This is a genomic window from Pararhizobium antarcticum, from assembly GCF_001885585.1.
In the GTDB taxonomy this organism is placed as follows: domain Bacteria; phylum Pseudomonadota; class Alphaproteobacteria; order Rhizobiales; family Rhizobiaceae; genus Pararhizobium; species Pararhizobium antarcticum.
In genome coordinates, this window is record NZ_LSRP01000094.1 from 24,229 (window position 1) to 50,446 (window position 26,218).

Here is a 26,218-nt window from a genome sequence, read left to right on the forward strand (position 1 = left end):
CTTTTGTGGGAAACAAATCGTTAATGTTGCAGGCGCAGCGGCGCCGGCAGAACACGCCGTTGTGCGGTTTCGAACCGGTCATTAAACTTTTCCGGCTAGAACGTGACAGCCATAGGGAAGCCACCGTTTGATCACCTTCGCCAGCACACTCTACACGCGGCATCGCGGCATCGTTCATGCCTATCTGTCCATGACCGGAGGGTCGGCCGGGCGGCTCGTGCTTTCCCTCGTCTACTTCATCTGTGTGGCCAATGGCCTGTCGATTGCGGAGTTCGGGCTGTTTGCCACCGCCTCGGCGACCGGCATCATGATTTCCCGCCTGCTTGCCTTCGGCTTCATGTCGCCGCTCTACCGCGTTGCCACCGTCAAGCCCTTGCTGGTCGGCACCTACAGCCTGGGTTTCCTTGCCGGGGCCTTCCTGTCGCTGCCGCTCATCATCGTGCTTGCGCTGGCGGGTTATTATGCCGTGTTTGCGCAGGACATGGCGCTGTGGGTCTTTGCCGCCTTCATGGCGGCGGAAATCCTGTTCTGGCGGGGGCTCGAAGTCATCGTCATCGTCCTCAACGGTCTTGGCCGTTTTGGCAAGGCGGCACTGCTTGTCGTGATCGGGACCGGTGTTCGCACGATCGCGGCGCTCGCCTTTTCCCTGCCCCACGGGGCAGCATCGCTGGCGACGTGGTCGCTGCTCTATCTGATCGCCAATGCCGTGTGTCTGGCGATCGCGCTGATCTTCTTCCTGCCGCGCATGCGGCTTCGCTGGCGGCCCGCTCTCTACCTCCGCCGCTGGGCAGATTCCGTCACTGTTGCCGGCGCCGAGGTACTGTTCTATGTGCAGTCCGAATTCGACAAGATTGCCGTGCTGGCCATCGGCGGACCGGAGATTTCCGGGATCTATGCCATCATCATGCGGCTTGCCGATCTGACCGCCCTGCCCGTACGCTCGTTCAATACGCTGCTCGTGCAGAAGATCATGCGGACGCCTGAAACCATCGGATCCTGGCGACTGCGGCTGATCATCGAGGCTGTGATCGTCGCCGTCTCCTGCCTCGCCATCACCTCCATGGCCGTTTATCTGCACATGATCCCGAACGGCCTCGGCAACAATGTCGCGCAGGTCGCGCCGTGGCTGATGGCGGTGCTGCTGGTGCCGGCGTTCCGCAATCTGGTCGAGTATCATTCCGAACTTCTGTATGCGACCGGCCATACCATCCGGCGGATCTTCAATCTCGTCGTCGCCGGTGTGCTCAAGGTCGCGTTGCTGGCGGCCATCATGGAGACCAGCACGAATGTCTCGCACTGGGCGCCATTGCTGAACGGCGTCTATCTCGGCCTGTATATGGCTTCGTTCTCCCTGACCTACAGCGCGCTGCGCATGCAGAGGGGACGCGTCATCTGAGGGGTCAGGCCGCCGCTTTTTCCAGAAGCACATTGCGGATATCGGCGAGATCGTGCCCGATGAACGACTGGACGCCGATGCCGATCTGGTGCGGCTCCATATCCTGCATGAACTGGCGCAGCCCCATAATGCCCCGCGGGTAGCTGTCTTCCGACCAGAGAACATGGGCAAGCCCGGCGGCGGACGCCTGGTGCCCTGTGCCCATCAGCACATCATCGACGAACCGGCCATAGATCATGCACTCCGAAAACTGCCTTGACCGCAGGATCGCGCGAACCCAGTTGCGCCCATGCAATCCCTCGATGTGATCGAGCAGGGCCCGGCACGTGTCGCTGCGCCAGGCAATCAGCGTGCTGATGTAATCATTGGCCGGGAGCGTGTAGGGACCGATGCCCAGCAGACGGTCCGAATGGGCCAGCCACTCGATATGGTTCGACCCCATGACGGCGCCGATGCCTGCATCGCGCCGATACAATGTCAGGCGATCGCCCTGCCAGAGAGTGGCAGGATCGAAGTTGCGCAAAAGAACCACATCCGAATCGATCGCCAGCATCACCGGCTCCTCGATGTAGCGTGCGAGCGCCAGACGCCGCAATTGCTGCACATGCCAGCCCCGCAGCGGCAGGCTGTAGGGGCTGACCCACATCTTGCGGCGGCCAGCCGACAGCGGATCCGGCATGGACACCAGCCAGGACGGCAAGAGGTCACGCTCGTCGACAATCCGGCGCCGCGTTCCTTCCAACTGCCGGAACAGCGCAACGTCGCAGGACGCCACCAGGATATAGTGCACCCAGTCGCCCTTCATGCGCGCGTCGACGCTTTCGCACATCAGGCGGCAACGATCGAAATCGTTGACATAGGAAGCCGTTACGACAGCAGTACGCATCCATCCACCTGTCAGAAGAACCGCGAGCCGGCAGGCCGCGGCGTCGGGCGCGATTGTTTCGCGCCGCCGCCGAGCTTGTGACGCAGGATATGATATAGGAAAACAGGATTGCCAAAGATATAACGACGCCACAGCCGACCCGGCTCGTGAACCAGCCGATGCAGCCATTCGAGGCGCATGCCGCGGACAGTCTCGGAGGCGCGCGGAACTTCACCCGCCATGAAATCGAACAAGGCACCGACGCTGATCACAAGCCGTGCATGGCCGGGGCCGACATGGCGGTCAATCCATTTCTCCTGCTTCGGACTGCCCATCGCCACCAGCAGGATATCCGGCTTTGCAGCGCGGACCCGGGCCATTATCGCATCGGATTCGGCTACATCGAAATAGCCATCGGAGATCGGGATGAATTCATGCCAGGGCGTATGCTTCTGAAAATTCTCGACCGCCCCTTTCAGCACCGATGGCGATGCGCCGATCAGGGCGATGCGTTTCGGCTTTGCCATGTAGGTCAGCAGCGCCGGCACAAAATCCGTCCCGTTGAGGTTCGCCGGAAACATGCGGCCGTGAAACAGCCAGGATGCAATGTCGACGCCATGACCGTCCGGAAGAATGACCTGGCGACTGAGAACAGCGCGGTATTCCGCATCCTTCATCATCAGATTGGCATTGTTGGCATTCAGGAAGGATATGACCGTCTGGCCGATCGCCATCGAGGCAAGTTCATCAGTAAAGGCAAGCGCATCCGCCCAGCCGAAATCACACACCGGAAGGTCAAGGATCGGCCGCTGGGACGCGACGATGGACGTATCAGAAAACAGGTTCATCGGGGTCTCCCTCCCTCATGCACGGAATATTTGACAGGTCGAACAACAGCGGCCCTGCCCCTCTCGACAGGACGTCTGATCGTTTCGGCCACAGGCGACGGTTCGGCCTTTGCGAAGCGGTTGAGCCCGCGTTCCATGGTCGAAAGCAGCGCAGTTTTCTGGGCCGTGTGGAAATCGGTACCCGAGACACGTCCGGCATTGCCGGCGCGGACCGATGCCACGCGTTCGATCAGGCGCTGGGCGAAGATCGCGGGATCATCGGCCACGGCACAATTCTCAGGCAATGCATCAATGCCGCGCAACGCGGCGCCGGTCGCCACGCATGGCATGCCCAGCTCGAATGTCTCTATCGTCTTCAGCTGGACGCCAGTGCCTCCGCGGGCGACCAGCGGCACGGCTGCGCTCGAACAGATGAATGCCCGTGCATCCGCGACCCGTCCAATGAACCGAACACCGGGATGCGCCACTGCAGGAACATCGGTCATCTGCCCGGCAATGACGATGCTCATGTCCGGCGGCAGGAGTGGTGTCACCGCATTCAGGAACCAGTCGAGCCCGATGCGGTTCGGCTTCCAGCTCCAGGTGCCGAGCAATCCGAGGTCATGCTGTATCGGAGCCGACGGTGCGGCCGCAGGGGATGCCCATTGCGTGACGAGCGGCAGAACCGAGGCGCGGTCGCAAACAGGCCTGCCGAAACCGAAGCGATCCGCCTCGCTGAACGTCCAAACGCTGCTGGCACCCTGTGTCAGCCGCTGCTCGAATTTTGCGAGATTGCGGGCCTCGCGCTCGAACAGGGCGCGTTCGACCCGACCATGCGCCGCGGCCGCGTTTTCCAGCGCGGACTGCGCCTCGACATTGTGCGCCACATAGATCGTCGGATAGCGCAGGAAGATGTCAGCATAGGCGGCCGGCAGTTGCACGGAATTGAGGATGATGCCGTCAAACGGCAGCAGCTTTTGAAGCAGCGCCTCGATGCGCGCCTCGCCCGCCTTCAGCATCTTGGCCGACGAAAGGCTGGTACGGTTGGCAAGAGCCGACGCCAGCCAGCGTAGCTTTGTTACCCGACCGACCTTGGCATTGGTGACCTCGAGTTCCCCCAGAAGATGCGTGTCCTCGCCATAGGCCGGCGTCTGCCCGGGCTGAAGGTAGCCGATCACGCTGACCCGATGGCCAAGCGCCCGCAGCCCGTCCAGGACGACACGGTTTGCGATATCGAAACCCGAGGACGGATTTTCGACCGGCACCAGCGATGAGACGAGAACGAGATTCATGTTGCGAACGGGACCTTGAAACGACTGTTCCGCACCATAGCAACATGACGTGAAATGACGTTTAAGCCATTCATTCAAAAGCGATTTTGGATATTCAGCTTCTGTTTAGGAAGATTTGCTTTAGTGCTTGTCAGCAAATCGTCTCCGACAGGTTTTTCCATGACAGTGCCCGGCCAGGAAGTCAGTGTTTTCTACCAGACCGGAACGGACGCAACCGACAGCATCGAGTATGTCGTGACCCTGCCGACGTTCCGACGCCCCGAGCACCTGTTGGAAACGCTGAAAACTGTTGTTTCCCAGAGACCTGCAGCGCCCTTCGCCGTCGTCGTCATGGAGAACGATGCCGATGGCATGGCCGGCGCCGAAGCAGCCAAACAATTCCTGTCGGCGCATCGGGTGAATGCCCTGGTGGTGATTGCGCACCAGCGCGGCAATTGCCATGCCTACAATGCCGGTTGGGCCATGGCGCTTGCGACCTACCCCAACCTGCACGGCATTGCTGTCATCGATGATGACGAGATCGCCGGGCCGGAATGGCTGAACGGTCTCATTTCGGTACAGATGGAGACGCGCGCCAGCATTGTCGGCGGACCGCAACTCCCTGTTTTTGAAGACAGTGCGCGCGTGATCGTCAAGAAACATCCGGTCTTCATGCCTCATTACGAGACGAGTGGCCCTGTGCCGATCCTGTATTCTTCCGGCAATGTGCTGATCACACGGTCCGTGCTGCAGGCAATGCCGCAACCGTTTCTGGATCCGTCGTTCAATTTCATCGGCGGCGGCGACAGCGATTTCTATCGCCGTTGCCGGAAACAGCATTTTACCTTCGCATGGGCAGCGGAGGCCTGGGTGGCGGAAAGCATACCGTCGCGGCGCACGGAACCGTCCTGGATCCGTGACAGGAGCCTGCGCAACGGGGCCATATCGACGATCCTTGAGCATCGCGCTAATCCGGGACTGGGGGGGCGGCTGAAGACATTTGCCAAATCGCTGGCGCTGCTGGCCATTTCACCGTGGCGCGGTGTGGACTTGTGGCGGCGAACCGGGCTGCCGAGTGCCGGGCTCTACCATTTTCATGTCGCGATCGGTCGCCTGATGATGGAATTCGGCATCGTCAACGAACAATACAGGAATCCCGAAAAAAACTAGAGCGACCCGTCCTCTGGGCCGCCCTTCGGGAATTTCACATCGGGGGCAGGTCGACGATCTTTACTCGGCGGCTTCGCTCGATGGCTTGCCCGGAACGACATCACGGGCGACGTTGCCATCCTTGTCCTTGATCGCCACCGGCACTTGGCGCGGCTGGTTCTGGCTATCGGCAATGCGCGCGACATCCGCCTTGGAGAGATATTCCAGATTTTCGACGAGCACTTCGGTGATCACCTCATCACGAATTTTCGCGTTGAGGCCATCTTTCACGGCGGTCTTGAAATGGACCATGTCGAATTTGCTGGTATCGGCGACATTGATCAGCTGATCACCGACGAGAATATCGAAGAGCAGATCGGTGACCATTTGCTTCAGCGGAATCGGAAGCGTCTTGATCTTGTCCTTCTTCACCGAAAACGACAATTTTGTCAGGAAATAGCCTTGCACGGCGCCGTTCGTGATGACGGGAACCGTGAGCATCTCGCCGGTTACGTATTCCTCGGATGCGCGACGCGCTGCCTCTTCATCCGTGACGACGGGCGCCGAGGCGTACTTCATCGACGCATAGACCGAGCCCAGCGAGACCGCGCAGACCCAGACACCGGTAAAGACGAGCTTCAGCATCAGAAATCGCTGTAGCGGAACTGTTGTTCGGAATAGATGCCGTCAGCATCCGCATCCTGGACGGCCGTCTTGAGGATATCGACAACGGAGCGGATCGCCTCCATATGCGCTTCCACCTTCTGGGAATTGGCGACCAGCTTCGTCTGGATATGCTTGGTCTGGGAGACGAAGGCAGGCGAGAGGTCGGTGATCGGCGCATTGCGGCGCAGCATCGTCAATTCGTAGAGGCACCGGCTCTTGCGCGCGTTCGAGGCCTTCAGATCGAAGCTCGTATCGATGCCGATCCGGCTGTTTTCGTTGTCGATGATCATTTCCAGACGTCCAAGCACGTTCTGGATACGCACGTCACCTGCTGCTGCAACTTCCATTATTTCGCTCCGGTTAGCGCCTGTCGCGAGCGGAGATTACCCCCGGCCGGAACGCCCATGCGCAGATTCAAACTGTCGAGCGTGCCAGGCGCACGTCAGGCCTTGTCTTTGTCTTTTGTTTCATCCGTCGCCATGAAATCGGCAACGGCCTTGCGCTGGTATTCCTGCACCATGCTGGAAGCGACGTTCAGATCGTTGCCATCGAGCGAGGCCTTGACCCTGTCGGCATCCGTGCCTTCGACCAGCCGGTCGTTGACCATGCTTGCGGCAATGCCGATCCCGTCTCCCTGGGCCATGACGTTGCCGATCTGCTCGGCCATCATGCTTTTCCAGATGTCGCCTGCCGTACCCTTGCCGTAGACTTCCTCGCTCTCGGTGGGCAGCATCGACTTGACGAAATTCTGCAGCACCATGGCCTCGAACTTGCGATAGGTCTCCGGAATCTTCTTCTGCTCGACGCGATTGGCGATGTTGCCGAGGCTGCTCGTGGTGTCGGCCTGATTGAGAACAGAAACGGCGCTTGCAAAGCCGCCGCCGGTTTCCGCAAGGCTCGACGCCTGGAACGCAGCACGGTTGGCCTTCAGCCGCGACTGCGCTTCCTGGACCTGTGTGGGATCCGCAGCGCGGACGACATCAAGAACGAGATCACTGGGAGGCGAAATGGCCATGTTTTGTCCCCTTTGCCACGAACTTTTCCAGCGTCTGAAACGCCGCAGCTAAAAGTTCACGATTTCAGCATATTAACCCGATAGGCCCAACTTTTGGCAGAACCTGCTTTAGGGGTGGACTATGACCTGCCAACCTTACCGGAAGCTGGCGATGTCCCAAGCACGTGCTGGTCGACGAGATCGTAGACTGCCTCGTCGGCGGCGGCACGGTCCTCGATGTCACGGGCATCCCGCATGTTGTCCGCCAGCCTGTCGCCCTTGGCGCGCTCCTTGAGCACACGGTTTTCGTGGACCTGCTGGATGCTGTGCAGCATCTGGTCCTTCTGCGCGAGCCGGCCGAGTTGCGAGGCATAGTGACCGGAGAACATGGCATGCAGCGGATGCGCGGACCCCATGGCGTCGGCAACGACGTCGATCGTATCGGCCAGTTCGCGACGCTGCCGCGAAGTTTCGGCAAGTTCGCTCTCCGCCATCTGCTCGAGATGACGCTGCACGGCGACCAGTCGCTTGAGTTTCTCCGAGCGGGACTTCGTCATTGCTCAACTCCCCTGCATGACGACGCCAAAACCGGCGGCGAAAAGCTTCAGCATGGCCGATATGGCGAGATAGACCAGGAACATGCCGCCCAGGATGAGATAGGGCGCTGAAATGAAGTAGATCGGGATTTGCGGTGCGAGCTTGTTGATCATGCCGATCGCCACATTGAACAGCAGCCCGTAAATGATGAAGGGGCTGGCAAGGCGCAGCATGATGTGGAACGTCTGCTCGATCGAATTGGTCAGGGTAATCAGCACGCCCTGCGGGTCGAAGCCGATGCCAAGCGGCATGAGCCGGTAGGATTCGACGATGCTCTCCAGCAGCACATGATGGAAATCCAGCATAAACAGTACCATCAGCCCCGCAAAGCTGATCATGTTGGTCATCTGGTTTTCCGGGGTGTCTTCGAGAACGTCGGCCGCCGGCGGCGCATTGAAGCCGATCATCATCGTAATGACAGTGCCGGCAAACTGCAGGCCCAGCGCATAATAGCGGGCAATCAGGCCGATGACGGTGCCGATGACGGTTTCGGTCGCGATGATGTAGAGATAGGTATGTCCCTTGCCGTTGATCTGCGGATAGATCTCGTTCCACATGATCGGCAGGATCGCCATCGATATGGCGAGTGCCAGGAAGAGGCGAATCTGGGCCGGAACGCGGGCGGTGGAAAATCCGGGCATGACCATGATGCAGCCACCGATCCTGCAGAAAGCCGCAAAAAGGGCCAGCACCGTCCCTTCCGGATCGGTGATCATGAAATCGAGCCGATGATCTTTATCTCGAGGCCCTTGGCGAGCTCGACATGGCTGAGAACCGGCAATGTTGCAAAAAGTCGCTCAATGATCATGCGTACATAAGAGCGGGATTCGGGCGAACTTACCAGTACGAAAGGCATGCCGCGGTCGAGATGTTCGCGGATGATCTTGGTCGCCTGCTCGCTGAACTCCTCCAGATGGCGCGGATCGATGTCGAACTCGACAATTTCGCCCTTGGCGTCGCGCTTCAGCGCCTGGTGGAACACCATGTCCCACTTGCTGCCGAGGCGAAGCACCCGCAGCGTGCCGTTGTCGGCCAGATCGCCGCAGAGCTGCTGCGACATGCGGACACGCACATGCTCGACGATCTGCTCGGTCTTGCGGACATGCGGCGCGAGTTCTGCGACCGCTTCCAGGATCAGATGCAGGTTGCGGATCGAGACGCGCTCGGCCAGCAGCAGCTTCAGCACGGCCTGCAGGCCGGAATAGGACATGTGCGACGTGCAGATTTCATCGGCCAGCTTGCGATATTCCGGGTCGAGCCGTTCGATCAGGATCTTCACGTCCTTGTAGGACAACAGTTGCGGCAGATTGTTGCGGATGACTTCCGACAGATGGGTCAGCACCACCGAGACGTTGTCGATCGGGTGGAAGCCCTCGCGCTTCAGGTCCTCGGTAAAGGCTTCGAGGATCGAGACGGCCGGCATGCCGAAGGCGGGTTCGCGGATCTCGTCACCCGGAACGCTCGGCCGGCGGCCGCCGCCGGTGACCACCAGGACCTCGCCGACGCGCACGGTGTTCGACGCGATCGTCGTGCCGTGAATGCGGATGTGATAGGCCTTGTCCGGGATGCTGATGTCGTCGGACACCTTGATTTCCGGAACGATCAGACCGTATTGACCGGCGAACTTGCGCCGCATCTTGCCGACGCGGAAAGCCAGTTCCTGATGCGCGCCGAGAAGGCGTGTGGAGACCTGCTTGCCCAGCATCAGTTCGATTTCCGAGGTCTTGAGGACCGACTTGACCGAATCCTTCTCGGTATCCTTGGTCTGCTGCTGCTTGCTGCTTTCCTCGTCGCGAATGAGCTTGCTGGCTGCTTCCAGCTGGCGCGGGATGACCCAGGCCAGAAAGCCCATGCCGCCGCCGAGAACGGCAAAGGGCACGAAGGGCAATCCGGGCATCACTGCCAGCAGAAAGAGCAGGCCGGAGGCCAGCATCAGCGCGCGGGGATAGCCGCTCAGCTGGTTCATGACGGCCTGGTCCGTCGAGCCCGATGTGCCACCGCGCGACACGAGCAGGCCGGCGGCGAGCGAAACAATCAGGGCCGGGATCTGCGAGACCAGACCATCGCCGACCGAAAGCTTGACGAAGACGTCGGCTGCTTCTCCGATCGACATATCGTGGCGCACATAGCCGATAACAATGCCACCGAAGACGTTGATGGCGGTGATCAGCAGGCCGGCGATCGCGTCGCCGCGAACGAATTTCGATGCACCATCCATGGAGCCGAAGAACGAGCTTTCCTCCTCCAGTTCACGGCGGCGGCGCTGCGCTTCCTTTTCGTCGATCATGCCGGCCGAAAGATCGGCATCGATGGACATCTGCTTGCCGGGAATGGCGTCGAGGGTGAAGCGCGCACCGACTTCGGCGATACGCGTCGCACCCTTGGTGATGACGATGAAATTGACCGTGATCAGGATCAAAAAGACGATGAGGCCGATAACGAAATCGCCACCCATGACGAGTTCGGCAAAACCGGCGATGACGCCGCCGGCCGCCCCTTCGCCCTCATGCCCATGCGAAAGAATGACGCGCGTCGTCGCGATGTTCAGGGAAAGCCGGATCATCGTCGAAATCAGCAGAATGACCGGGAAGGACGAGAAATCGAGCGGTTTCTGGATCCACAGCGAGACCATCAGGATGAGGATGGAGAAGGCAATGGAAAAGGCCAGCCCCATATCGATCAGGAAAGGCGGGATCGGCAGGAACAGGATGGACAGGATCGCCACGATGCCGAGTGCGAAGCCGATGTCCTTACCCTTGGGCGCGACTTTCGGGATGATCAGAGCAGGTGGTTGTGCCATCGGTAATTCCGTCTCTTCATGAGAGGCGGGCAGCATTCATACCTGCTGCCCAAACTACCGACAGGACTAACGCACCAAACTTGCGCGAAAATGGCAGGACTGAAAAAGAAGGAAGGATTTGCGGACCTGCGGCTCAGAAGCCGCTTTGAATGCGCGAGAAAACGATATTCGTGAAAATCGAAATCTGCGAGCCGACGAAAGGTGCCGAAATCGCCACCGTCACGAGAACGGCAAGGATTTTCGGCACGAATGTCAGGGTCATTTCCTGAATCTGGGTCAGCGCCTGGATAAAGGCGACGACCACACCGACGACCATGGCGGCGAGGACGGCAGGACCGGATGCGACGATGACCGTCCAGATCGCCGTCTGCACCATATCGAGTGCGTCCGCCTCGTTCATGTCATTCTCACTTGATCTTGACGCCGGGTCCGATGACAAGTGTCTTTCCGGTATCGAGCGTTGCGACGATTCCATCGGAATATAGCGTCACTTCCTTGACGACGCCAGTCGTCTTGCCATCGGCGCTGGTCACGGTCTTGCCGATCGCAGCATTTGCCTCGCCGAGCGAATTGCGCTGCAACAGGCTTTCCAGATTGGTGTTCGTCTTGATGGTCTGCTCGACCTGCGAGAACGTTGCAAGCTGGGCGATCTGCTGCGTCGAATCCATCGGCTCCGTCGGATCCTGGTTCTTCATCTGAGCGACGAGGAGCTTCAGAAAGCTGTCATAGTTCAGGCTCGCCTTGGTCTGGTCCGCCGACGATTCGGCCCCGGTCGCGGTCGGCATATAATTATTCGTCGATGAAACGCCGCTTACCGCCATGGTGCAATCTCCTTGCGAATCTGTTCGATGGTGGCCGGGGCAATTTCCTGATCGTTGAGGATACGATCCTCGATCACGTAAAGGCCGCGGATAGCTTTGAGGGCGTCGAAGGCCCGTCCCTGGGTGACCATGCCGTCGATCCGCTTCAGCTCCGACACAACCTCGTCATTCTTGAAGCAGGTCAGCAGCATCACCACCGACTTGCGGAACATGATGGTCGATTGCTCGGCACCTTCCGGATTGATGAGGATCATCTGAGCGATGAAGTAAAGTTGCTTCAGCGGAGTGTTGGCATCCTCCGGCTGAAGGACGTGGTTTTCCAAGAGGAATGTCACATCATTCAGGAACTCGACGGCGACCTTTCGGTCAACGCGAAGCACCGCGCCATTGACAAAGATCCGCTCGCCAGATTTCAGCGAAATACGCAGTGTGCTCTTCATTTGAGTCCATCCCTGATGATGGTTGTGATGTCAATGATGCCCTGGAAATTGGACGAGTCCCGTTTACGGATCTTCTCCGTCTCGTTCAGTATCCAGATGGCGATGGAGATTAGATTGGCGCGCAATTCGTCATTGAGCTGATTGTCCGGCGCGCGCAAATCCTCGATGAACCGGATCCAGACGCGCCGGGTATAATAGATCGCCTCGATAGCTTCGCGCGAATAACCCTTCTGCTGCTTCGCAGCCGCAAGGAGCGCGATGGACCGATCGAGGACTTGCCGCTCGCGATCCTTGGAGTCGGCAACACCGTCCTCCATGATCTCGGCATATGAAAACTGATACATTCAGACATCCTTCATGTTTGTCCTGATCCTCATTGCATCAGAGGAAATTGATCAAACTCAACTGCTGAAGCCGTGAGGTCAGCGTGTACGAGGTTTCGATCTGGGTCAGCAGCGTATTCATCCGGGTCGAGGCTTCGTAGACGTCGATACCCTCGATATCGTTGATGTGTGTCTTCACGAGCTTCATCTGCGCTTCGAGCGATGTGTTCGCCTTGGTGACGCGCGATTCCGAGATGCCGAGCGAACTGCTCGTCTCGATCAGGCCGGTGATGCTCTGCTGCACGTAATTCTGCGCAGCCGAATTGATTTTGTCGCGAACGGAAGTCGATACACCGGCACCGAGCAGCTCGGTTGCGATCACGGCGGCGAGCGCAAACTTCCGCACGCCGTTGGTGTTTGTGTTCGTGGTGCTTGCCACGACCTCGTTGGCGCTGATGCGACTCATGACATTCTGATCAGAAGCGTTCGACCAGTCGGTATCCCACTGGGCGCCAGTGTACATCGGCTCCAGGGTATTTTCAATGAAATCGGTCATCTGGGCCGGCGTGAAGTCGTTCATCGTGGCGATGCCGTTGCCCAGCATGAACGTCGAAAGCGCGTTATCGAACGATATCTTGGCCGGCGAACCCGCCTCGTAATCGGCCAGCGGCTTGACGTCGGTGTTGACGCCCGACATCAGGAATTCGCCGTTGAACTGGACGTTTGCCGAGGCAACGAAGGAACTCATCGCACCGTTTATGTCGGTATTGGCGATCGAAAGCCGCGTCGCATCGTCATTGCCGAGCGTGGCGATCAGCGTCGTGTTGATCTGCTCGGCCGCCTTGCGCATGGTCTCCAGCGACATCTGCGATGCGGAAAGCCGCTGCGTGACGATCGCGTTGGTGTCCTTCAGGCTTTCGAGCCGATCGAGTTCGTTCTTCAGGTTCACCGCCCGCGAGGAGCTTGCGCCGAGGGCGAGGCCTGAATCCGCATACCTGCCTGTCGTGACCTCCTGCTGCAGCTTGATGACCTCAAGCTGCCCCTGCTGGACGGTAACCCGCATGGCGTTCTGGACTGCCAGATTTGAAACGAAAGACGTCTTCATGATTATCTCACCGTATTCAGGAGTGTCGTCAGCATCTCGTCAACGGTGCTGAGCAGCTTCGCCGAAGCCTTGTAGGATTGTTCGAGGTCCAGCATCAGCGCCAGTTCCTCGTCAAGACTGACGCCCGTTTGATTGCTCAATGCCTGCTGCGTCTGCGCCAGCATCGCCGTCTTGTTGTCGTTCGACGTCGATGCGGATTTGCGCAACTGTTCCAGCCAACCGATTGACGACGAGGCATAGGTCATGATCGAGGCGCTGCCGCCGAGATCCGCGTCAGTGTCGAAGCTTTGGGTCGTGTCCATGGCGACGATATAGCTGTCGAGTAGGGCGGTGTAGCCCGCACTTCCGTCCGTATTCGACACGAGCCCGTTGAAACCGCCATCACGAAGGATCCTCGGATCGGCTTCCGCCAGCGGGTTGACCTGGAGGCTTGCAGCAATACCGGGCTCGATCGTTCCTGCCGTCGGAATTGTGCCACCGGACCAGGTAAACAGGCCGGGCAAGCCATTTTCCTTGAACATCGTGACGAGCATGCGCGCCACTTCGTCCAGTTGCGACTGCATTTTCGGTGCGACGTCGTCGCGCAACTGAACCAGGCTTGCAAGGGAGCCTTCGCTGGTGGTGTTGCCACCGGTGCCAGCCTTGAGGGCGACGCCATCGACATAGATCGGGTTGCCCGTCACGGTCGCATCGAAGGTCGCGCTTGGCGTGAATGTCACTTTCCGGGCGAGCGTCTCGAACAGCACCGTGCCATCTGCAGAATAGATGACCGTGTCCATGTTGGAGCGTGTGACCGTCGAAATCCCGACGATCTCCGCGATCTGCTTCAGCAGCCGGTCGCGCTGGTCAAGCGCGTCGCTGGCATCCTTGCCGGTTGCCAGATTGCCGACGATTTCATTGTTGATCGTCTCGAACTGCGTCAGATAGCCATTGAGCATTCCAACCTGTTCGAGAATTTCCTTGTCCGCATCCGCACGGATATTCTGAACGGCGGTTGCGCTGGTGCTGATCGAGTAGGCAAGATCCTTGGCGTCGGCGATCGTCGACGAAGCGATGGTGATGTTTCCAGGCGAGGCCGCGTAGGTCTGCAGGCTCGAACGAAATGTCGCCAGGTAAGTCGACGGCGAAGTGCCGTAGTCATTCCCCCCGAAGACCGCCTGCATCTGCGTCAACCCGTCCAGAAGACGGGTCTGGGCAGTCGCGCCGGAAATGCTGGTGATGTTCTGCTTGAAAAGAGCTTCGTTCTGAGCCCGCTGGATCTTGATGTAGTAGCCGCCCTCCGCATCGACGCCCATCATGGCAAGGCGGCGCACGTAGTCCGGATTGCTCGAATTCGCGATATTCTTCGATACGATGGCGGTCTGCTGCCCCGTATTGCTGAAAATCTGCTGGGCTGTATTAATTGCGGCGGAGAGCGACATGACGCAGTCCCGTCCCTTTAATGATTAACGCTTCAGGTTCACGAGGACGTCCAGCAGGTCGGCGCCTGTCTGGAAGACTTTCGAGTTGGCCGTATAGCTACGCTGGGATTCGATCATCGCCGTGAGTTCCTCGGCGATATCGACGTTCGAGCTTTCAAGAGCACCAGAGATAATGTTGCCGAAATCGCCGGAGCCGGCAAAACCGGTGACGATGACGCCGGATTCGGTACCCTGCGAATAGACATTGCCAGACTGCGGAATAAGATTATCCGGGCTCTGGACGTTGGCAAGAGCGATGCGGTAGCGCGGCTCGAGCTTGTTGTTCTCGTACTTGACGTAGACGATGCCATCGTCGTCGATCTGGAATCCGGCAACCTTGCTCGGCGCATTGCCGTCGATGGTGCCACCATCCGGATTGAACTTGTAACCGAGCTGCGTGGTTTTCGAGAGATCGATGTCGATCGCGCCAAGCGTAGCACCCGTCACAGGAAATGGACCCTGTGTCGCGGTGGTGAGCGTGGCCGGGGATGTCGTCAGGACACCATCCGTGTCAAACTCCAAAGTCATTGTGCCAACTGACGCCGACGACGTCCGGTCGACGATTTCGACGGTCCATTCATTGGCCAAGGTCTTTTCGTAGTTGAAGTCAAGAATGCGGGTATTGCCCTGGCTGTCATAGACAATCAACGAGGTCGTCGAGATGTCGCCGATCGCAGCGCCTGAATCCAGATTGGCGCCCATCGTGCCCTCTGTCGAGCCCTTTGCGACCAGACCGGCGGATGCAAGGTTGACCTTGGTCAGGCCGTCAAAGCCGTTGACGACGACCGTCGGGTCGGCGCCATCGCCATATTCGTAGCCGAGCAGGCTGTAGCCGGCCGAGTTGACGAGATTGCCATCACCGTCCTGGGTGAATGCGCCGGCGCGGGTCAGGAATTCCTGGCCGTTGGCGCCTTCAACGATGAAGAAACCGCCGCCATCAAGCGCAAGATCGGAGGCCGAGGTCGTGTAGATCTTGGCGCCTTCACCCGATATATTGTAGCGGATCTTGGTTTCGACGCCGCCGGAATTGTAAGAGCCGTTGGAAGCAGGCAGGATCATCGAGGAGAATTCTGACGATGCGCGCTTGTAGCCGGTGGTGTTGGCATTGGCGATGTTTTCAGCCACTGCGCCCAAACGGTTTGCCTGGGCATTCATGCCAGAACCACCGGTTCTCATCATTCCGTAAAGACTCATGATCGATCCTCGTTTTCTTCGTTATCGCAAGCCTAGAAGTCGGGCCTTGCGTGAACCTGTACTTGCCTTCTTTCGGCTGTCGATCGGGCCGCCGCCGCACTCCGACCGAGAACCGTTTGTCGATCAGCTCCAGTCGATGCAGTAGCCGAGGAAGCGCTTGGAATCGATCGGGTCGAAGCCGAGCCGCTTGCGCAGCTTCTTGCGCAGCTTGCTGATGTGGCTTTCCACGACATTCTCCTCGACGTCCTCGTCGAAGATCCCGTAGATCGCGTTGAAGATCTGGGTCTTGGAAACGCGGCGACCGCGGTTGGAGACCAAATACTCGAGAATGCGGCGCTCGCGGCGCGGCAGGGCAAAGGCTTCGCCATGCACTTCCGGGTCACGACCATCGGAAAAGACCCGGATCGGGCCGATATCGATGAAGTTGGTGAGGGTCTTCAAACGGCGGCGAATGGCCGCTGCACGGGCGAGAATCTCGCGCGGATGCACAGGTTTGCGAACCACATCATCGACGCCGCAGTCGAAGAAGGCCAATGTCGTTTCCAGCGATGGTGAATCGCTGATCGCGATGACCGGTGCCATGGTGCGATCCCGAATGGCGCGGGGCAGGCTCATCGCCGTATTGCCCTGACCGATCAGGAAGACCTCGACTGCATCGATATCACTATCGGCAGCCGTCGAAACCCACTCGCCAAATTCGCGTGGGTCAAATCCAGTAGAGGGCACGCCCTCCCGTCCAAACAGGGATGTATATCCGTCTTTTACAAGCTCACGCTCATCAACCACTACGATCATTCGTCCGCCTCCGAATCAGTATGGTGCCTCGATGGATTAGAGGTACGAATCGGGGGAATCTTGAACAACTATTGAAAGTCAGTGGCAGGAATTAATAGTTGCTTAACAAATTGAGCGCGATTTGATCTATATCTAGTGGCTACCGGCGCTTATCCCACTAAAAATAATGTGGAAAAGTTAACGGTTCACAAGTAAGTGCTTTTGATACCATTTTTCGCCGCAGAGTCGACACAATGCTGCAGGGCATTAAACCACGCGCGCGCTTCAATTTAAGATTGTATTATTGGCAGAATGTGGAGGCGTTCGGCGTCCACTTGCCATAGCCCGTTGCGACCAGATTGGCGATCACCCGGCACACATATCGCTTCTGGGCCGGATCATTGTTGGGTCCGGCGTGATAACGTGCCACGGCCATGGTCCAGGTTTCATGCCTGGCATGGAGATTTTGCAGAAATTTCGCCGCATATTCGACGTTCTTTCGCGGGTTCAGCATCTCCGCCGGTGAGGCAAAATTCTCGCCGTGGAAGTGATAATTGATCTGCATGCAGCCGAGATCGATGAGCTTGGCGCCCTCTGATCGCGCTGTGGCGAACCGGTCGAGAACCTCGGCGGCGCTGTTGGCGAAATAGGATTTGCCTTCGATGTTCATGGCAAAGGGTTGCAAGGAGCCTTTACGGCCCGTTTCCGTCAAGCCCACGGAGTAGAGAATGCCGGCCGGAACCTGGTATTTCGCTGCTGCGGCAATGATCTCGCTCTCGCAGACACCGGTACTCGCCTGGACCTCACATATAGGTATGATCAGCGCGGCCACGCTCAGAAACAGCAGAGGCTTCATCCGTACCGTCATTGCCCGTATACCTTTCGCCAGACTGCTGCTGACCGCTGTTGTCATTTCGGCCTCGGCCTTGGGCTGTGCCCTCACCGGAGGCATCCCTGCCCTGCTGGCCCGCCTGGGGCTGCTGTGAACCGGCGTTGCCGGAGGACGCATCGGTAGGCGCGTTGAACGTGATGTTGATCTGGTCCACGGCAAAGCCCTGAGCCCTCAATGCCTTGACCATGGCATTCTGGTCGTCGCTGAGCTGCCGGAAGGCCTCACCGCTTTCGACCTTCAGATCGACATGCAGTTCGTCGTCCTTCAGGCGCAGGGTCGCCGTCACCATGCCAAGATCGATTGGGTTCATCTGGATCTTCAGCGTATTCACGACCTTGCCGGCGGCCGATGAGGCTTCCGCGCTGGACAGTCCGGAACTGGGCTGCATGGCGCGTGCCCATTCCGTGCTGCCGGTCACGGCAGCGGCGACGGCCTGCGAATTGGTATTGGCGGCAATGCCGAGGTAGCGACGGGCCTCGAGGACCGTCACCGTCTCAGCCTTGGCACTGGATGCCGCTTCCGCTTTTGAGCCGGCTGCGTCGATCTTGGCCGATGGCTTGTCGCCATCCGTATTGATGCTCATCGAGACAGACTGGCCTTTGCCGTCGGCGCGCGCAAAGCGGAAGGTCTGGTCCGTGCCGGCTGCAGTGGCGTTGGCCACAGCATTGCTGTCGGCATCGGTGGCCGCCTTACGCGCCGTGCCGGCTGTGTCGGTCTGGCGGTTGTCATTCCGCGCCTTGCCGGCCCGGTCTGCCAGAGCCTGGAATTCTGAAATCAGTTCCGTCGGTGTGGTCGGCGTTTCCGCCGACGCAGCCGCAGACATCTGCTTCGGCGATCCGAGCATGGCCAACAACTGGCTGAGACCGCCGTTTTCCGTGGCGTCCACGTCCAGGCCAGTCGCATCTCCCTCGCCGGTGTCGCTCGCCCATCCGGCATCCGATCGCTCAGCCTTTTGGCCATCATCGGTGGCCTTCACGAGCTTGCCGTCCTTCACCAGCTCGGCAATTTTCCCCAGAGATGGAAGATCTTGGAGCTTGCTTGCCAACTTGGCATCATCATCTGCCGCGGTGGCCCGGGCAGCATCGGCATTCCCGGCAGCCCCTTCGGCTTGAGGATGCGCAGCAATGGCCGCCGTTTCCTTGGCGGACGCAAGGCGGTTCAGAAGCGCAAAGGTGGAGGCTTTTTCTTGCTGCAATGTCCGGGCAGCTTTGTCTTTCAGGTCAGAGCTCTGGTGTGCAAGGGTGTTTGCGGCATCCCTGGCCTTGCCGGAAATGGTCCGCCCGGCGTTTGAAAGCGCGTTTTCATCCCTTGAAGAACCCGCAAGCGCCATATCGCCATCGCTTGCGCCCTTTTCCATGCCGATCTTCACAGCATCAGACTTGCCAATATCCGTCTTGCCAATGTCGGTCTTGCCAGTGTCGGTCTTCGTGATCTCGATCTGGACATCCTTGACGCTCAGCGCCGCCGCAGCCGCCTTCTTCTTCCCCGCATCGGTGATCGCGTTCTCGAAAGCCGCGCTCTTACCGCCTGCACCGAAAGATGAATGTGCTGCCGTTTTCGTTGACCGCGTGGGGATAGGACCCATGAGGCTGTCATCCACCAAACTCATTTCACTTCTCCCTTCAGGAGCATATCGATCTCGTCGATCTTCGAGCGGCTGCTGGCCAGGAAGTTATCATGCTCCGGATCGCTCTTGCTTTCCGGCGCTGTCACCTGCTGCTCGCCTCCCTCGACCGGTTGTTCACCCCCTTGAACAGCCGGATCGGCAAACGGGCTTTCGCCGCTTCCCGATGGTCCATCGCTCGCTTCGGTCGTGACATTAGAAACAGTCGCTTGCGTCAGGCTGTCGGGATCAGGTGCCTTCAGCACCTCCTGCGCCACTGCTCTTGCAGCCTGCAGCAGCGCCCGGTCTCGCGGTGAAAGATCCTGCTCGGGAATGGACGACATCTGCGAGACAGCGGCCAGGATATCGGCGGAGGGTACGTCGACCAGGCCGGCATAAAGGCTTGCCAGCGCCTTGTTGCTGTCAGCAACATCAGAGAGCGCTTCGGCCCGCTGAGCAGCCAGTCGTGCGAGCGGCTGAAGGCCGGCAATTGCCGCCCTGCGGGCAATCCGCAGATAGACCTCCCGCTGGCGCGGCCGATCCATGAATTCGAGGATTTCGGTTATCTTGCCTTCGGTCTCCGCGTTGAAATTGGCCACCGCCAGTTCAACGAAAATATCGGCAAACTGGCCGACATAGGGCGACGTCATGAAACGGCGTGCGTAGGAAAGCGAATAGGAAAAGCCCTTTTCGGGCATGCCGCCGCGCATCGAAAGCGAGATCGAACGCCGCAATGCCGCCTCTTCGATAATCGTGCCGGGTGCCATCAAGCGCGCCCAGTCATAATATCCCATCGCCGCTTTCGGGTCCTGCAGCGACGCGGCATTGCCGAGGATCAGATAGAGATAGGGGCCGATCCGCGTGTTGCGGTATTCGGGTATGGTCTTGACCAGATTGGCGACGATCAGCGCGCCCTTGCCATTCAGATATTGCCGCAGGGCGTCGGTGATGCGGCTGTCGAAATTGCCTTCGATATCGCGGCTGGTCAGAAAATCGAGGGTCTCAGGATTGCCGCCGCTCATCGCATAGATCAGTGCAGCATCGATATTGCGGGGATCTTCGAACTGGGCAATGCCCGCCGTGCGCAGGCGCTTGTCGATCGCCCCGAGCATGTAGCGCTGCATCTCGATAGCCGAATGGTCACCAAGCACAACGGAATCCTGGATGAACTGCAGCGATCGCAGGATCTTGTAGGGCGGAAGATCGTCGAAATCCTCCGCCTGCGCCATCGGCGCTCCGAGCGCAGATGCGCAAAGTAAAAGGAAACGGAGCGCCTTGATCATCCGGCTCAGCCCTGATCGTTCTGCAGGAGAATTTCGATGCGGCGGTTGGCTGCGGCGTAAGGGTCTGTCGGGACCTGCAGACGTTTGTCGGCAAAGCCGCTGATCTGACTGACACGATCTTCCTTGAGACCACCGCGCACGAGCATGAAATAGGCGCTCTGGGCGCGTTCCGCAGACAGACGCCAGTTGTCGGAACTGCCGTCCTTGAACGGACGACCGTCCGTATGTCCGCGAATGGCAACGGCCCCCTGGCGTGCTGCGAGCAGCTTTCCGATTTTCTCCATGGCAACGACGAGGTCGCGTTGGGGCACAGCAGAACCGACCCCGAACATCGGCGTATCGGCCTGCTCGCTGATCGTAACCAGCAGACCGCCTTCGGTCGGCGTCACCAGTAGACCTTCGGCGAGCTTGCCGGCGGTTCCACCGATCTCTTTTTCGATCTGCGCCTTCAGGGCGTCCGCCTGCTTTTCGGCATCGGTTTTCTCCGCCTCGACCTTTGCAGCGGCCGCTTCGGCAGCCTGCTTTTCGGCGTCGGTCATTCCGTCCTTGGCTTCGGCAGACGCGATATCCTTTGCGGCATCCGTTTCGGCCGCGGCAACCTCCGGCGGCTCTGCGCCGGTGACCTCGACCTGTTTTGTCCAGAAATCCGGATCAAAAGGATCGCGATAGGCCTCGCCACCATCCGCCCCGGTGGCCGGACCGGACTGGGCGGCACCGCCCTCACCCTTGACGCTGATATTGGCCTGTTGACCGACATCCTTGGCGATTTCAGACAGCACAGAATAGGGATTCTCGAAGAAGTCCGCATCTGAATACTGCGTTTCCTCGCCGGATGTGGCTGTCAGGGCGTCGCCGGTTTTGGCCGAACCGCCGGTTTTGGCGCGATCGCCATCGGTCTTCGACTTCTGCTGCGTCTGTTCGCCCTGCGCGTCCTTGGCCGGCTCCTTCAGCCCCTTTTCGGAGGGCTTCTCGTCCGCCAGCTGGACCGGATTGAAATAGGAGGCGACAGCGGCCTTGGTCTCTTCATTGGCGACGCTGATCAGCCACATGACGAGGAAGAACGCCATCATGGCCGTCATAAAGTCGGCATAGGCGATCTTCCAGGCCCCGCCGTGATGGGCGTCATGATGGGCCGCGTGGCGCTTGATGATGATGATTTCGGGTTTGCCGTGGTGTTGGCTTTCGGCTTCGCTCATGCCAGCACCTTCCGAACCGTATCGGCCCAGGCGGCCATCCGCGTCACCAGAATGGCATCGCCGAACTCGACCGAGAGGTCGATATCAACGGCTTCATGGTGACGGAATACCAGGGCATCGTCATTAAGATGGCGCTTCAGTGCCTCAAACAACGGCAGCGGCCCGCGCACCGTGATCGTGCAGGCATCGCCCGCCGTCAGCGTCAGCGCGATCATCCGGGCCATGTCTTCGATCGATTTGCGCTGCAACACTTCTTCCATGACAGGCGCAAGCACGCGGGCCGTCTGGTCGCCGAGAACCATGGCCAGTTGCTGCGACATGTCGGAGAACCGGTCGAAGATCATCGCAGCGATTTCATTGTCGCACCGCACGCGCATGGCTTCGATTTCGGCCGCATGCAGCGCCTTCAATTCGGCGATCTCGTTCTTGTGCTCGAACTGCAATTCGGCTTCCGCCTCTTCTCGTCCCTGCTCGAAAGCTTCGCGTCGCTCGGCCTCGACATCGACGCTTGGCGTCGGTGCCATCGAGAAGCCGCCCCGCTCGGGAAAATCACTGTCGATATCGGGGAAATATTTTGGCGGCATCAGCGGCAAAGGCGCCTTGGGCGCGCTGAAGTCCTTCAGGTATCGCGACAGGGAGGCACTCATCGTATGACCTCCGCGCAGAAGCGCGAGACGGGCATGCGCAATGCGGCTGCCGCGCCCATGGCGAAAGACATTTGGCTTCTGGCCCTGAATTCATGAGAGCGTTGCACTGTAAAGTCCCCTTCAGGACCGGGAGGCTTGAAATACAGCAGCCCGGGTCCCGCCATTTTTGATCTGTATCGACGACGCTGGCCAAACAGACCGGCGACAGCGGCTGCCGTCGATACAAGCGACGATGCAATGATCATGTTGCATCGGCAGCCATGATTGAAAGCTGCAAGGGAAGACTAGCCGGTCAAACTTGTGCGAAAATGAAGGTGTTGGACCGCGCCAGGGCAATAAGCGCGGTCCAACCGTTTCCACCAGACCGATGACCGGCGGCGTGGCGGAAAGCCGTTTTCCCTTTTCTGCCTCCGTTTGCCGCGATTTCCAGCGATTGCGCCTGAAACAGGGGCGAAACAGAGGGGCAGATGCTGACGGGAGGCGTGGGCAAGCCAAAATACCGGCACAGGCCCCACCGTCGGGAATTCCGTCTTGCATCGAAGGTCACGGCGATGAACCGGATCCTTCGATACCGTTTCCAGGCGATTACTGCTGGAACAGGCGGAGAATGTTTTCGGAATTGGTGTTGGCGATCGAGAGCGCCTGGATGCCGAGCTGCTGCTGTGTCTGCAGCGCCTTGAGGCGTGTCGATTCCTCGTTCATGTCGGCATCAACAAGGCGGCCGACGCCCTTGTCGATCACGTCCATCAGGTTGGCGACGAAATTCTCCTGCATGTCGATGCGGCTCTGGATGGCGCCAAGTGTTGCAGCCGAGTCCGTCAGAGCCGTCAGCATCGCGTCAGCAGCACTGATCATGCCGTCGAGGATGTCGTCCGTAGTCGTCGAGTAGAGCACGATTTCGGTGCCGGCAGCAGTCGTCGTCGAGCCGGCGTTGATCAGGTAGTAGGTGGCGTTTGCCGTCGTGGGGGCGGTGGCGCCGTTCGGCTGTGCGACTTCGACACCCTTGGTCAGCTGGCCCAGCGATGCGTCCTCGGTGTCAATCAGGATCGATACGGCTGTGTCGTAATCGAGCGTTGAAACCGAGACACTGCCGTCGGTCGAGCGGTTGAACGAAGCCACGATCGATTTCGTCGCAGCTGGCGTCGTGCTGGAATTGTAAAGCCAGTTCTCGCCGGAGAAGGATGCGGATTCAGCCGAGGAAACCAGCTGGTTCTTCAGTTCGGCGATTTCCTTGTTGATTTTCGTCTTGTCAACGCCGGGTTCACGTGCGGCGACGAGCTTGGCCTTGATTTCGGAAATCACGTCAATGGCATTGCTCATGCCGGCATAGGATGTGTCCACCTTTGCCGCGCCGAGCCCCAGCGCGTCCTGAACGGTGGAAAGGGCGGCGTTGTCGGACCGCATGGTCGTCGCGATCGACCAGTAGGCGGCGTTGTCGGCCGCGGTCTCGACGCGGTAGCCGGAGGAGATGCGGCTCTGCACCTCTTCCATGTTGTAGTTGATGGATCGCAAGGTCTGCAAGGCGGCCATAGCGGCGCCATTGGTCATAATGCTGGTCATTGGTCAGTGCCCCGGTTCGAAATTGTTGGAACATGCCGGAGTTCGGAAGACCGGTAGCGACGGGACCAGCATCATGCGAACTGCCCCCTGTTTACCCTGAGGGGCAGCCCATCGCTCTTAACGAACATTTAACGAGGTTGTAGTTAACAAAAGGTTAATGGGATTAGCAGGTTGGTAATCAATGTGAACGAAAATCAACCTTTCTGACAAAAACCTTAACGGCGCTGGCTTTCGCAGACCTGAAGCGAAACACGAAAAAGCCGCATCCTTCGCAGGATGCGGCTTCCGGGTGGTTGACAGTGTCCAACAGTCACGCCCGCGGGCGCGACCCGTTCATTCCGCTTAACGGAAGAGCGAGAGGATGTTTTCGGAGTTGGAGTTGGCGATCGAGAGCGACTGGATGCCGAGCTGCTGCTGTGTCTGCAGAGCCTTGAGGCGGGTCGATTCCTCGTTCATGTCGGCATCGACGAGACGACCGACACCCTTGTCGATAACGTCCATCAGGTCGGCCATGAAGTCATCCTGCATCGAGATGCGCTTGTTGGTGGCGCCGAGCGTTGCAGCGGAGTCCGTCAGCGCCGTCAGCATGGCATCAACCGCGCTGATCATGCCTTCGACGTTTTCGTCGGAGGTCGAGGATGTCAGTTCGACAGCAACTGCGCCGGTCGGCGCCGTACCGCCCGAAGCCAGCACCAGGTAGTAGGTGCCGTTGGCCGTGCCGGTGCCGACATTGGCGCCCTGCTCGATCTCGATAGCCTTGGTCAGCTGACCATTGGCGGAATCGACGGTGTCGATGAGGACCGAGCTCGCAGCATCGAATTCAAGGATGCCGACGGAAACCGCGCCGGAGGCGGAACGGGTGAACGAGCCAACCATTTCCTTGGTGCCGAGCGGAGCGGTGGATCCGGCGTCACGATAGAGCCAGTTCTCGCCAGAGAACGAAGCCGACTGGGCCGTGGAAACCAGCTGGTTCTTAAGCTCGGAGATTTCCTTGTTGATCTTGGTCTTGTCGACGCCCGGTTCGCGCGCAGCAACCAGCTTGGCCTTGATTTCGGAGATGACGTCAATGGCGTTGTCGAGACCGGTATAGGCCGTGTCGGTCTTGGCAGCGCCGAGGCCGAGGGCATCCTGAACCGTCGACAGCGCCTTGTTGTCCGAACGCATGGTGGTTGCGATCGACCAGTAGGCGGCGTTGTCCGAGGCGGTCTCGACGCGCAGGCCGGACGAGACGCGACCCTGCGTGGTTTCCATGCCCGATGCAATCGAACGCAGGGTGGAGAGTGCTGCCATTGCAGCGGAGTTTGTGAGAATGCTTGTCATGTTATGACTGCCCCTTTGACAGATTTGATGGAAGGGACATTCCGGTACTCACCGGGAAACGGCAGTCAGCGTCATGCCTGCTAACACGTTAATCTTCTTGGTTAACCTGCCGTTTCGATGGTCCTAGAAAACACCAACATGGTTAAGGAAATCTGAATGTCGTGATGATTTTCAAGTTCGCGAAAAAGAAAAAGCCGCACCTCTTTCGAGATGCGGCTTTTCTGTCTTGCGCGGTTCGGCTTGGGGGATAACCGAACCGCGCCGTTTTCGCTTAACGGAAGAGCGAGAGGATGTTTTCGGAGTTGGAGTTGGCGATCGAGAGCGACTGGATGCCGAGCTGCTGCTGTGTCTGCAGAGCCTTGAGGCGGGTCGATTCCTCGTTCATGTCAGCGTCGACGAGACGACCGACACCCTTGTCGATAACGTCCATCAGGTCGGCCATGAAGTCATCCTGCATCGAGATGCGCTTGTTGGTGGCGCCGAGCGTTGCAGCGGAGTCCGTCAAAGACGTCAGCATGGCGTCAACCGCGCTGATCATGCCATCGATGTCTTCTGAGCTGGTCGAGGAGGTGAGCGAGACAGACTCTGCGCCGGTCGGCGCGGTACCGCCCGAAGCCAGCACCAGGTAGTAGGTACCGTTGGCCGTGCCGGTGCCGACATTGGCGCCCTGCTCGACTTCGATAGCCTTGGTCAGCTGGCCGTTGTCGGCATCGACAGTGTCGATGAGAACCGAGGTGGCAGCATCGAATTCGAGGATGCCGACAGCAACCGAGCCGGAAGCGGAACGGGTGAACGAGCCAACCATTTCCTTGGTGCCGAGCGCCGTCGTCGAATCGTTGTAGAGCCAGTTCTCGCCAGAGAACGAAGCAGACTGGGCCGTCGACACCAGCTGGTTCTTCAGTTCGGTAAGTTCCTTGTCGATCTTGGTCTTGTCGACGCCCGGTTCGCGCGCAGCAACCAGCTTGGCCTTGATTTCGGAAACCACGTCGATGGCGGCGTTCAGACCGGTATAGGCTGTGTCGGTCTTGGCAGCGC

27 protein-coding genes are annotated in these 26,218 nt (G+C 59.2%); 2 read left to right on the plus strand and 25 right to left on the minus strand.

Annotation, left to right across the window (positions count from 1 at the left end):
- Positions 1–127 precede the first annotated feature (127 nt).
- Complete coding sequence (locus AX760_RS15150; RefSeq protein WP_071833767.1) at positions 128–1,396, plus strand: lipopolysaccharide biosynthesis protein; 1,269 nt, start codon at positions 128–130, stop codon at positions 1,394–1,396.
- 4 nt (positions 1,397–1,400) lie between these two features.
- Here the strand turns inward: AX760_RS15150 and AX760_RS15155 are convergent, their stop codons facing one another.
- The 3 genes from AX760_RS15155 to AX760_RS15165 are packed head-to-tail and all read right to left on the minus strand — an operon-like array spanning position 1,401 to position 4,380.
- Positions 1,401–2,282: a DUF6492 family protein gene (locus AX760_RS15155; RefSeq protein ID WP_071833768.1), complete on the minus strand. Its 882-nt coding sequence runs from the start codon at positions 2,280–2,282 to the stop codon at positions 1,401–1,403.
- A gap of 11 nt (positions 2,283–2,293) precedes the next feature.
- Complete coding sequence (locus tag AX760_RS15160) at positions 2,294–3,109, minus strand: WecB/TagA/CpsF family glycosyltransferase (protein WP_071833769.1); 816 nt, start codon at positions 3,107–3,109, stop codon at positions 2,294–2,296.
- Positions 3,106–4,380 (minus strand): glycosyltransferase, encoded by a 1,275-nt coding sequence (locus AX760_RS15165; protein WP_071833770.1) that lies wholly within the window; start codon positions 4,378–4,380, stop codon positions 3,106–3,108. The genes AX760_RS15160 and AX760_RS15165 overlap by 4 nt, the downstream gene beginning before the upstream one ends.
- 159 nt (positions 4,381–4,539) lie before the next feature.
- Between AX760_RS15165 and AX760_RS15170 the strand changes: the two genes are divergently transcribed.
- Positions 4,540–5,529: a glycosyltransferase family 2 protein gene (locus AX760_RS15170; protein ID WP_071833793.1), complete on the plus strand. Its 990-nt coding sequence runs from the start codon at positions 4,540–4,542 to the stop codon at positions 5,527–5,529.
- Between the two features lie 60 nt (positions 5,530–5,589).
- Here AX760_RS15170 and AX760_RS15175 read toward each other — a convergent pair whose 3' ends face one another.
- The 22 genes from AX760_RS15175 to AX760_RS15280 all read right to left on the minus strand — a co-directional run.
- Positions 5,590–6,153 carry a hypothetical protein gene (locus AX760_RS15175; protein ID WP_071833771.1) on the minus strand — a complete coding sequence of 188 codons (564 nt, stop codon included), beginning with the start codon at positions 6,151–6,153 and terminating at the stop codon, positions 5,590–5,592.
- Positions 6,153–6,521 (minus strand): hypothetical protein, encoded by a 369-nt coding sequence (locus tag AX760_RS15180; RefSeq protein WP_071833772.1) that lies wholly within the window; start codon positions 6,519–6,521, stop codon positions 6,153–6,155. The genes AX760_RS15175 and AX760_RS15180 overlap by 1 nt, the downstream gene beginning before the upstream one ends.
- A 95-nt stretch (positions 6,522–6,616) precedes the next feature.
- Positions 6,617–7,189 carry a rod-binding protein gene (locus tag AX760_RS15185; RefSeq protein WP_071833773.1) on the minus strand — a complete coding sequence of 191 codons (573 nt, stop codon included), beginning with the start codon at positions 7,187–7,189 and terminating at the stop codon, positions 6,617–6,619.
- A gap of 119 nt (positions 7,190–7,308) precedes the next feature.
- Complete coding sequence (locus tag AX760_RS15190) at positions 7,309–7,725, minus strand: hypothetical protein (RefSeq protein WP_071833774.1); 417 nt, start codon at positions 7,723–7,725, stop codon at positions 7,309–7,311.
- 3 nt (positions 7,726–7,728) lie between these two features.
- Positions 7,729–8,481, minus strand: coding sequence for a flagellar biosynthetic protein FliR (gene fliR / locus AX760_RS15195; protein WP_071833775.1), 753 nt, complete (start codon positions 8,479–8,481; stop codon positions 7,729–7,731).
- Positions 8,478–10,565, minus strand: coding sequence for a flagellar biosynthesis protein FlhA (gene flhA, locus AX760_RS15200; protein WP_071833776.1), 2,088 nt, complete (start codon positions 10,563–10,565; stop codon positions 8,478–8,480). Before flhA ends, fliR begins: the two co-directional genes overlap by 4 nt.
- Positions 10,566–10,698: 133 nt before the next feature.
- Positions 10,699–10,965, minus strand: a complete 267-nt coding sequence (gene fliQ, locus AX760_RS15205) for a flagellar biosynthesis protein FliQ (protein WP_071833777.1) — start codon at positions 10,963–10,965, stop codon at positions 10,699–10,701.
- Positions 10,966–10,972: 7 nt separating this feature from the next.
- The gene (gene flgD, locus AX760_RS15210; RefSeq protein ID WP_071833778.1) at positions 10,973–11,386 is read right to left on the minus strand and encodes a flagellar hook assembly protein FlgD; all 414 of its coding nucleotides are present in this window, start codon (positions 11,384–11,386) and stop codon (positions 10,973–10,975) included.
- Positions 11,377–11,826, minus strand: a complete 450-nt coding sequence (gene flbT / locus AX760_RS15215; RefSeq protein WP_071833779.1) for a flagellar biosynthesis repressor FlbT — start codon at positions 11,824–11,826, stop codon at positions 11,377–11,379. Before flbT ends, flgD begins: the two co-directional genes overlap by 10 nt.
- The gene (gene flaF, locus AX760_RS15220) at positions 11,823–12,170 is read right to left on the minus strand and encodes a flagellar biosynthesis regulator FlaF (RefSeq protein WP_071833780.1); all 348 of its coding nucleotides are present in this window, start codon (positions 12,168–12,170) and stop codon (positions 11,823–11,825) included. Before flaF ends, flbT begins: the two co-directional genes overlap by 4 nt.
- Positions 12,171–12,207: 37 nt before the next feature.
- A complete protein-coding gene (locus AX760_RS15225; protein WP_071833781.1) occupies positions 12,208–13,254 on the minus strand; it encodes a flagellar hook-associated family protein in 1,047 nt (348 codons plus the stop codon).
- 2 nt (positions 13,255–13,256) lie between these two features.
- Positions 13,257–14,675 (minus strand): flagellar hook-associated protein FlgK, encoded by a 1,419-nt coding sequence (gene flgK, locus AX760_RS15230; RefSeq protein WP_071833782.1) that lies wholly within the window; start codon positions 14,673–14,675, stop codon positions 13,257–13,259.
- Between the two features lie 24 nt (positions 14,676–14,699).
- Complete coding sequence (locus tag AX760_RS15235) at positions 14,700–15,908, minus strand: flagellar hook protein FlgE (RefSeq protein WP_071833783.1); 1,209 nt, start codon at positions 15,906–15,908, stop codon at positions 14,700–14,702.
- 123 nt (positions 15,909–16,031) lie between these two features.
- Positions 16,032–16,703 carry a transcriptional activator Rem gene (rem, locus tag AX760_RS15240; RefSeq protein WP_071833784.1) on the minus strand — a complete coding sequence of 224 codons (672 nt, stop codon included), beginning with the start codon at positions 16,701–16,703 and terminating at the stop codon, positions 16,032–16,034.
- A gap of 280 nt (positions 16,704–16,983) precedes the next feature.
- Positions 16,984–17,538, minus strand: coding sequence for a transglycosylase SLT domain-containing protein (locus AX760_RS15245; protein WP_071833785.1), 555 nt, complete (start codon positions 17,536–17,538; stop codon positions 16,984–16,986).
- Positions 17,486–19,183, minus strand: coding sequence for a flagellar hook-length control protein FliK (locus tag AX760_RS15250; protein ID WP_083531201.1), 1,698 nt, complete (start codon positions 19,181–19,183; stop codon positions 17,486–17,488). Before AX760_RS15250 ends, AX760_RS15245 begins: the two co-directional genes overlap by 53 nt.
- Positions 19,180–20,460, minus strand: a complete 1,281-nt coding sequence (motC, locus tag AX760_RS15255) for a chemotaxis protein MotC (protein WP_071833786.1) — start codon at positions 20,458–20,460, stop codon at positions 19,180–19,182. The genes AX760_RS15250 and motC overlap by 4 nt, the downstream gene beginning before the upstream one ends.
- A 5-nt stretch (positions 20,461–20,465) precedes the next feature.
- Positions 20,466–21,656 (minus strand): MotB family protein, encoded by a 1,191-nt coding sequence (locus AX760_RS15260; protein ID WP_071833787.1) that lies wholly within the window; start codon positions 21,654–21,656, stop codon positions 20,466–20,468.
- A complete protein-coding gene (locus AX760_RS15265) occupies positions 21,653–22,303 on the minus strand; it encodes a hypothetical protein (protein WP_071833788.1) in 651 nt (216 codons plus the stop codon). The genes AX760_RS15260 and AX760_RS15265 overlap by 4 nt, the downstream gene beginning before the upstream one ends.
- A 585-nt stretch (positions 22,304–22,888) precedes the next feature.
- Positions 22,889–23,863 (minus strand): flagellin N-terminal helical domain-containing protein, encoded by a 975-nt coding sequence (locus AX760_RS15270; protein WP_071833789.1) that lies wholly within the window; start codon positions 23,861–23,863, stop codon positions 22,889–22,891.
- 342 nt (positions 23,864–24,205) lie between these two features.
- Positions 24,206–25,183 (minus strand): flagellin N-terminal helical domain-containing protein, encoded by a 978-nt coding sequence (locus AX760_RS15275; RefSeq protein WP_071833790.1) that lies wholly within the window; start codon positions 25,181–25,183, stop codon positions 24,206–24,208.
- 271 nt (positions 25,184–25,454) lie between these two features.
- The coding region (locus AX760_RS15280; protein WP_071833791.1) for a flagellin at positions 25,455–26,218 on the minus strand (764 nt) is incomplete at its 5' end.

Coding starts and splice junctions, on each gene's coding strand:
- AX760_RS15245 (WP_071833785.1), bottom strand. CDS start 17,538: ATGAAGCCTCTGCTGTTTCTGAGCGTGGCCGCGCTGATCATACCTATA.
- AX760_RS15165 (WP_071833770.1), bottom strand. CDS start 4,380: ATGAATCTCGTTCTCGTCTCATCGCTGGTGCCGGTCGAAAATCCGTCC.
- AX760_RS15225 (WP_071833781.1), bottom strand. CDS start 13,254: ATGAAGACGTCTTTCGTTTCAAATCTGGCAGTCCAGAACGCCATGCGG.
- fliR (WP_071833775.1), bottom strand. CDS start 8,481: ATGATCACCGATCCGGAAGGGACGGTGCTGGCCCTTTTTGCGGCTTTC.
- AX760_RS15185 (WP_071833773.1), bottom strand. CDS start 7,189: ATGGCCATTTCGCCTCCCAGTGATCTCGTTCTTGATGTCGTCCGCGCT.
- AX760_RS15170 (WP_071833793.1), top strand. CDS start 4,540: ATGACAGTGCCCGGCCAGGAAGTCAGTGTTTTCTACCAGACCGGAACG.
- rem (WP_071833784.1), bottom strand. CDS start 16,703: ATGATCGTAGTGGTTGATGAGCGTGAGCTTGTAAAAGACGGATATACA.
- flhA (WP_071833776.1), bottom strand. CDS start 10,565: ATGGCACAACCACCTGCTCTGATCATCCCGAAAGTCGCGCCCAAGGGT.
- AX760_RS15155 (WP_071833768.1), bottom strand. CDS start 2,282: ATGCGTACTGCTGTCGTAACGGCTTCCTATGTCAACGATTTCGATCGT.
- flaF (WP_071833780.1), bottom strand. CDS start 12,170: ATGTATCAGTTTTCATATGCCGAGATCATGGAGGACGGTGTTGCCGAC.
- AX760_RS15175 (WP_071833771.1), bottom strand. CDS start 6,153: ATGCTGAAGCTCGTCTTTACCGGTGTCTGGGTCTGCGCGGTCTCGCTG.
- AX760_RS15190 (WP_071833774.1), bottom strand. CDS start 7,725: ATGACGAAGTCCCGCTCGGAGAAACTCAAGCGACTGGTCGCCGTGCAG.
- AX760_RS15160 (WP_071833769.1), bottom strand. CDS start 3,109: ATGAACCTGTTTTCTGATACGTCCATCGTCGCGTCCCAGCGGCCGATC.
- AX760_RS15260 (WP_071833787.1), bottom strand. CDS start 21,656: ATGAGCGAAGCCGAAAGCCAACACCACGGCAAACCCGAAATCATCATC.
- flbT (WP_071833779.1), bottom strand. CDS start 11,826: ATGAAGAGCACACTGCGTATTTCGCTGAAATCTGGCGAGCGGATCTTT.
- AX760_RS15265 (WP_071833788.1), bottom strand. CDS start 22,303: ATGAGTGCCTCCCTGTCGCGATACCTGAAGGACTTCAGCGCGCCCAAG.
- AX760_RS15270 (WP_071833789.1), bottom strand. CDS start 23,863: ATGACCAGCATTATGACCAATGGCGCCGCTATGGCCGCCTTGCAGACC.
- flgK (WP_071833782.1), bottom strand. CDS start 14,675: ATGTCGCTCTCCGCCGCAATTAATACAGCCCAGCAGATTTTCAGCAAT.
- fliQ (WP_071833777.1), bottom strand. CDS start 10,965: ATGAACGAGGCGGACGCACTCGATATGGTGCAGACGGCGATCTGGACG.
- AX760_RS15180 (WP_071833772.1), bottom strand. CDS start 6,521: ATGGAAGTTGCAGCAGCAGGTGACGTGCGTATCCAGAACGTGCTTGGA.
- AX760_RS15275 (WP_071833790.1), bottom strand. CDS start 25,183: ATGACAAGCATTCTCACAAACTCCGCTGCAATGGCAGCACTCTCCACC.
- AX760_RS15235 (WP_071833783.1), bottom strand. CDS start 15,908: ATGAGTCTTTACGGAATGATGAGAACCGGTGGTTCTGGCATGAATGCC.
- motC (WP_071833786.1), bottom strand. CDS start 20,460: ATGATCAAGGCGCTCCGTTTCCTTTTACTTTGCGCATCTGCGCTCGGA.
- AX760_RS15250 (WP_083531201.1), bottom strand. CDS start 19,183: ATGAGTTTGGTGGATGACAGCCTCATGGGTCCTATCCCCACGCGGTCA.
- flgD (WP_071833778.1), bottom strand. CDS start 11,386: ATGGCGGTAAGCGGCGTTTCATCGACGAATAATTATATGCCGACCGCG.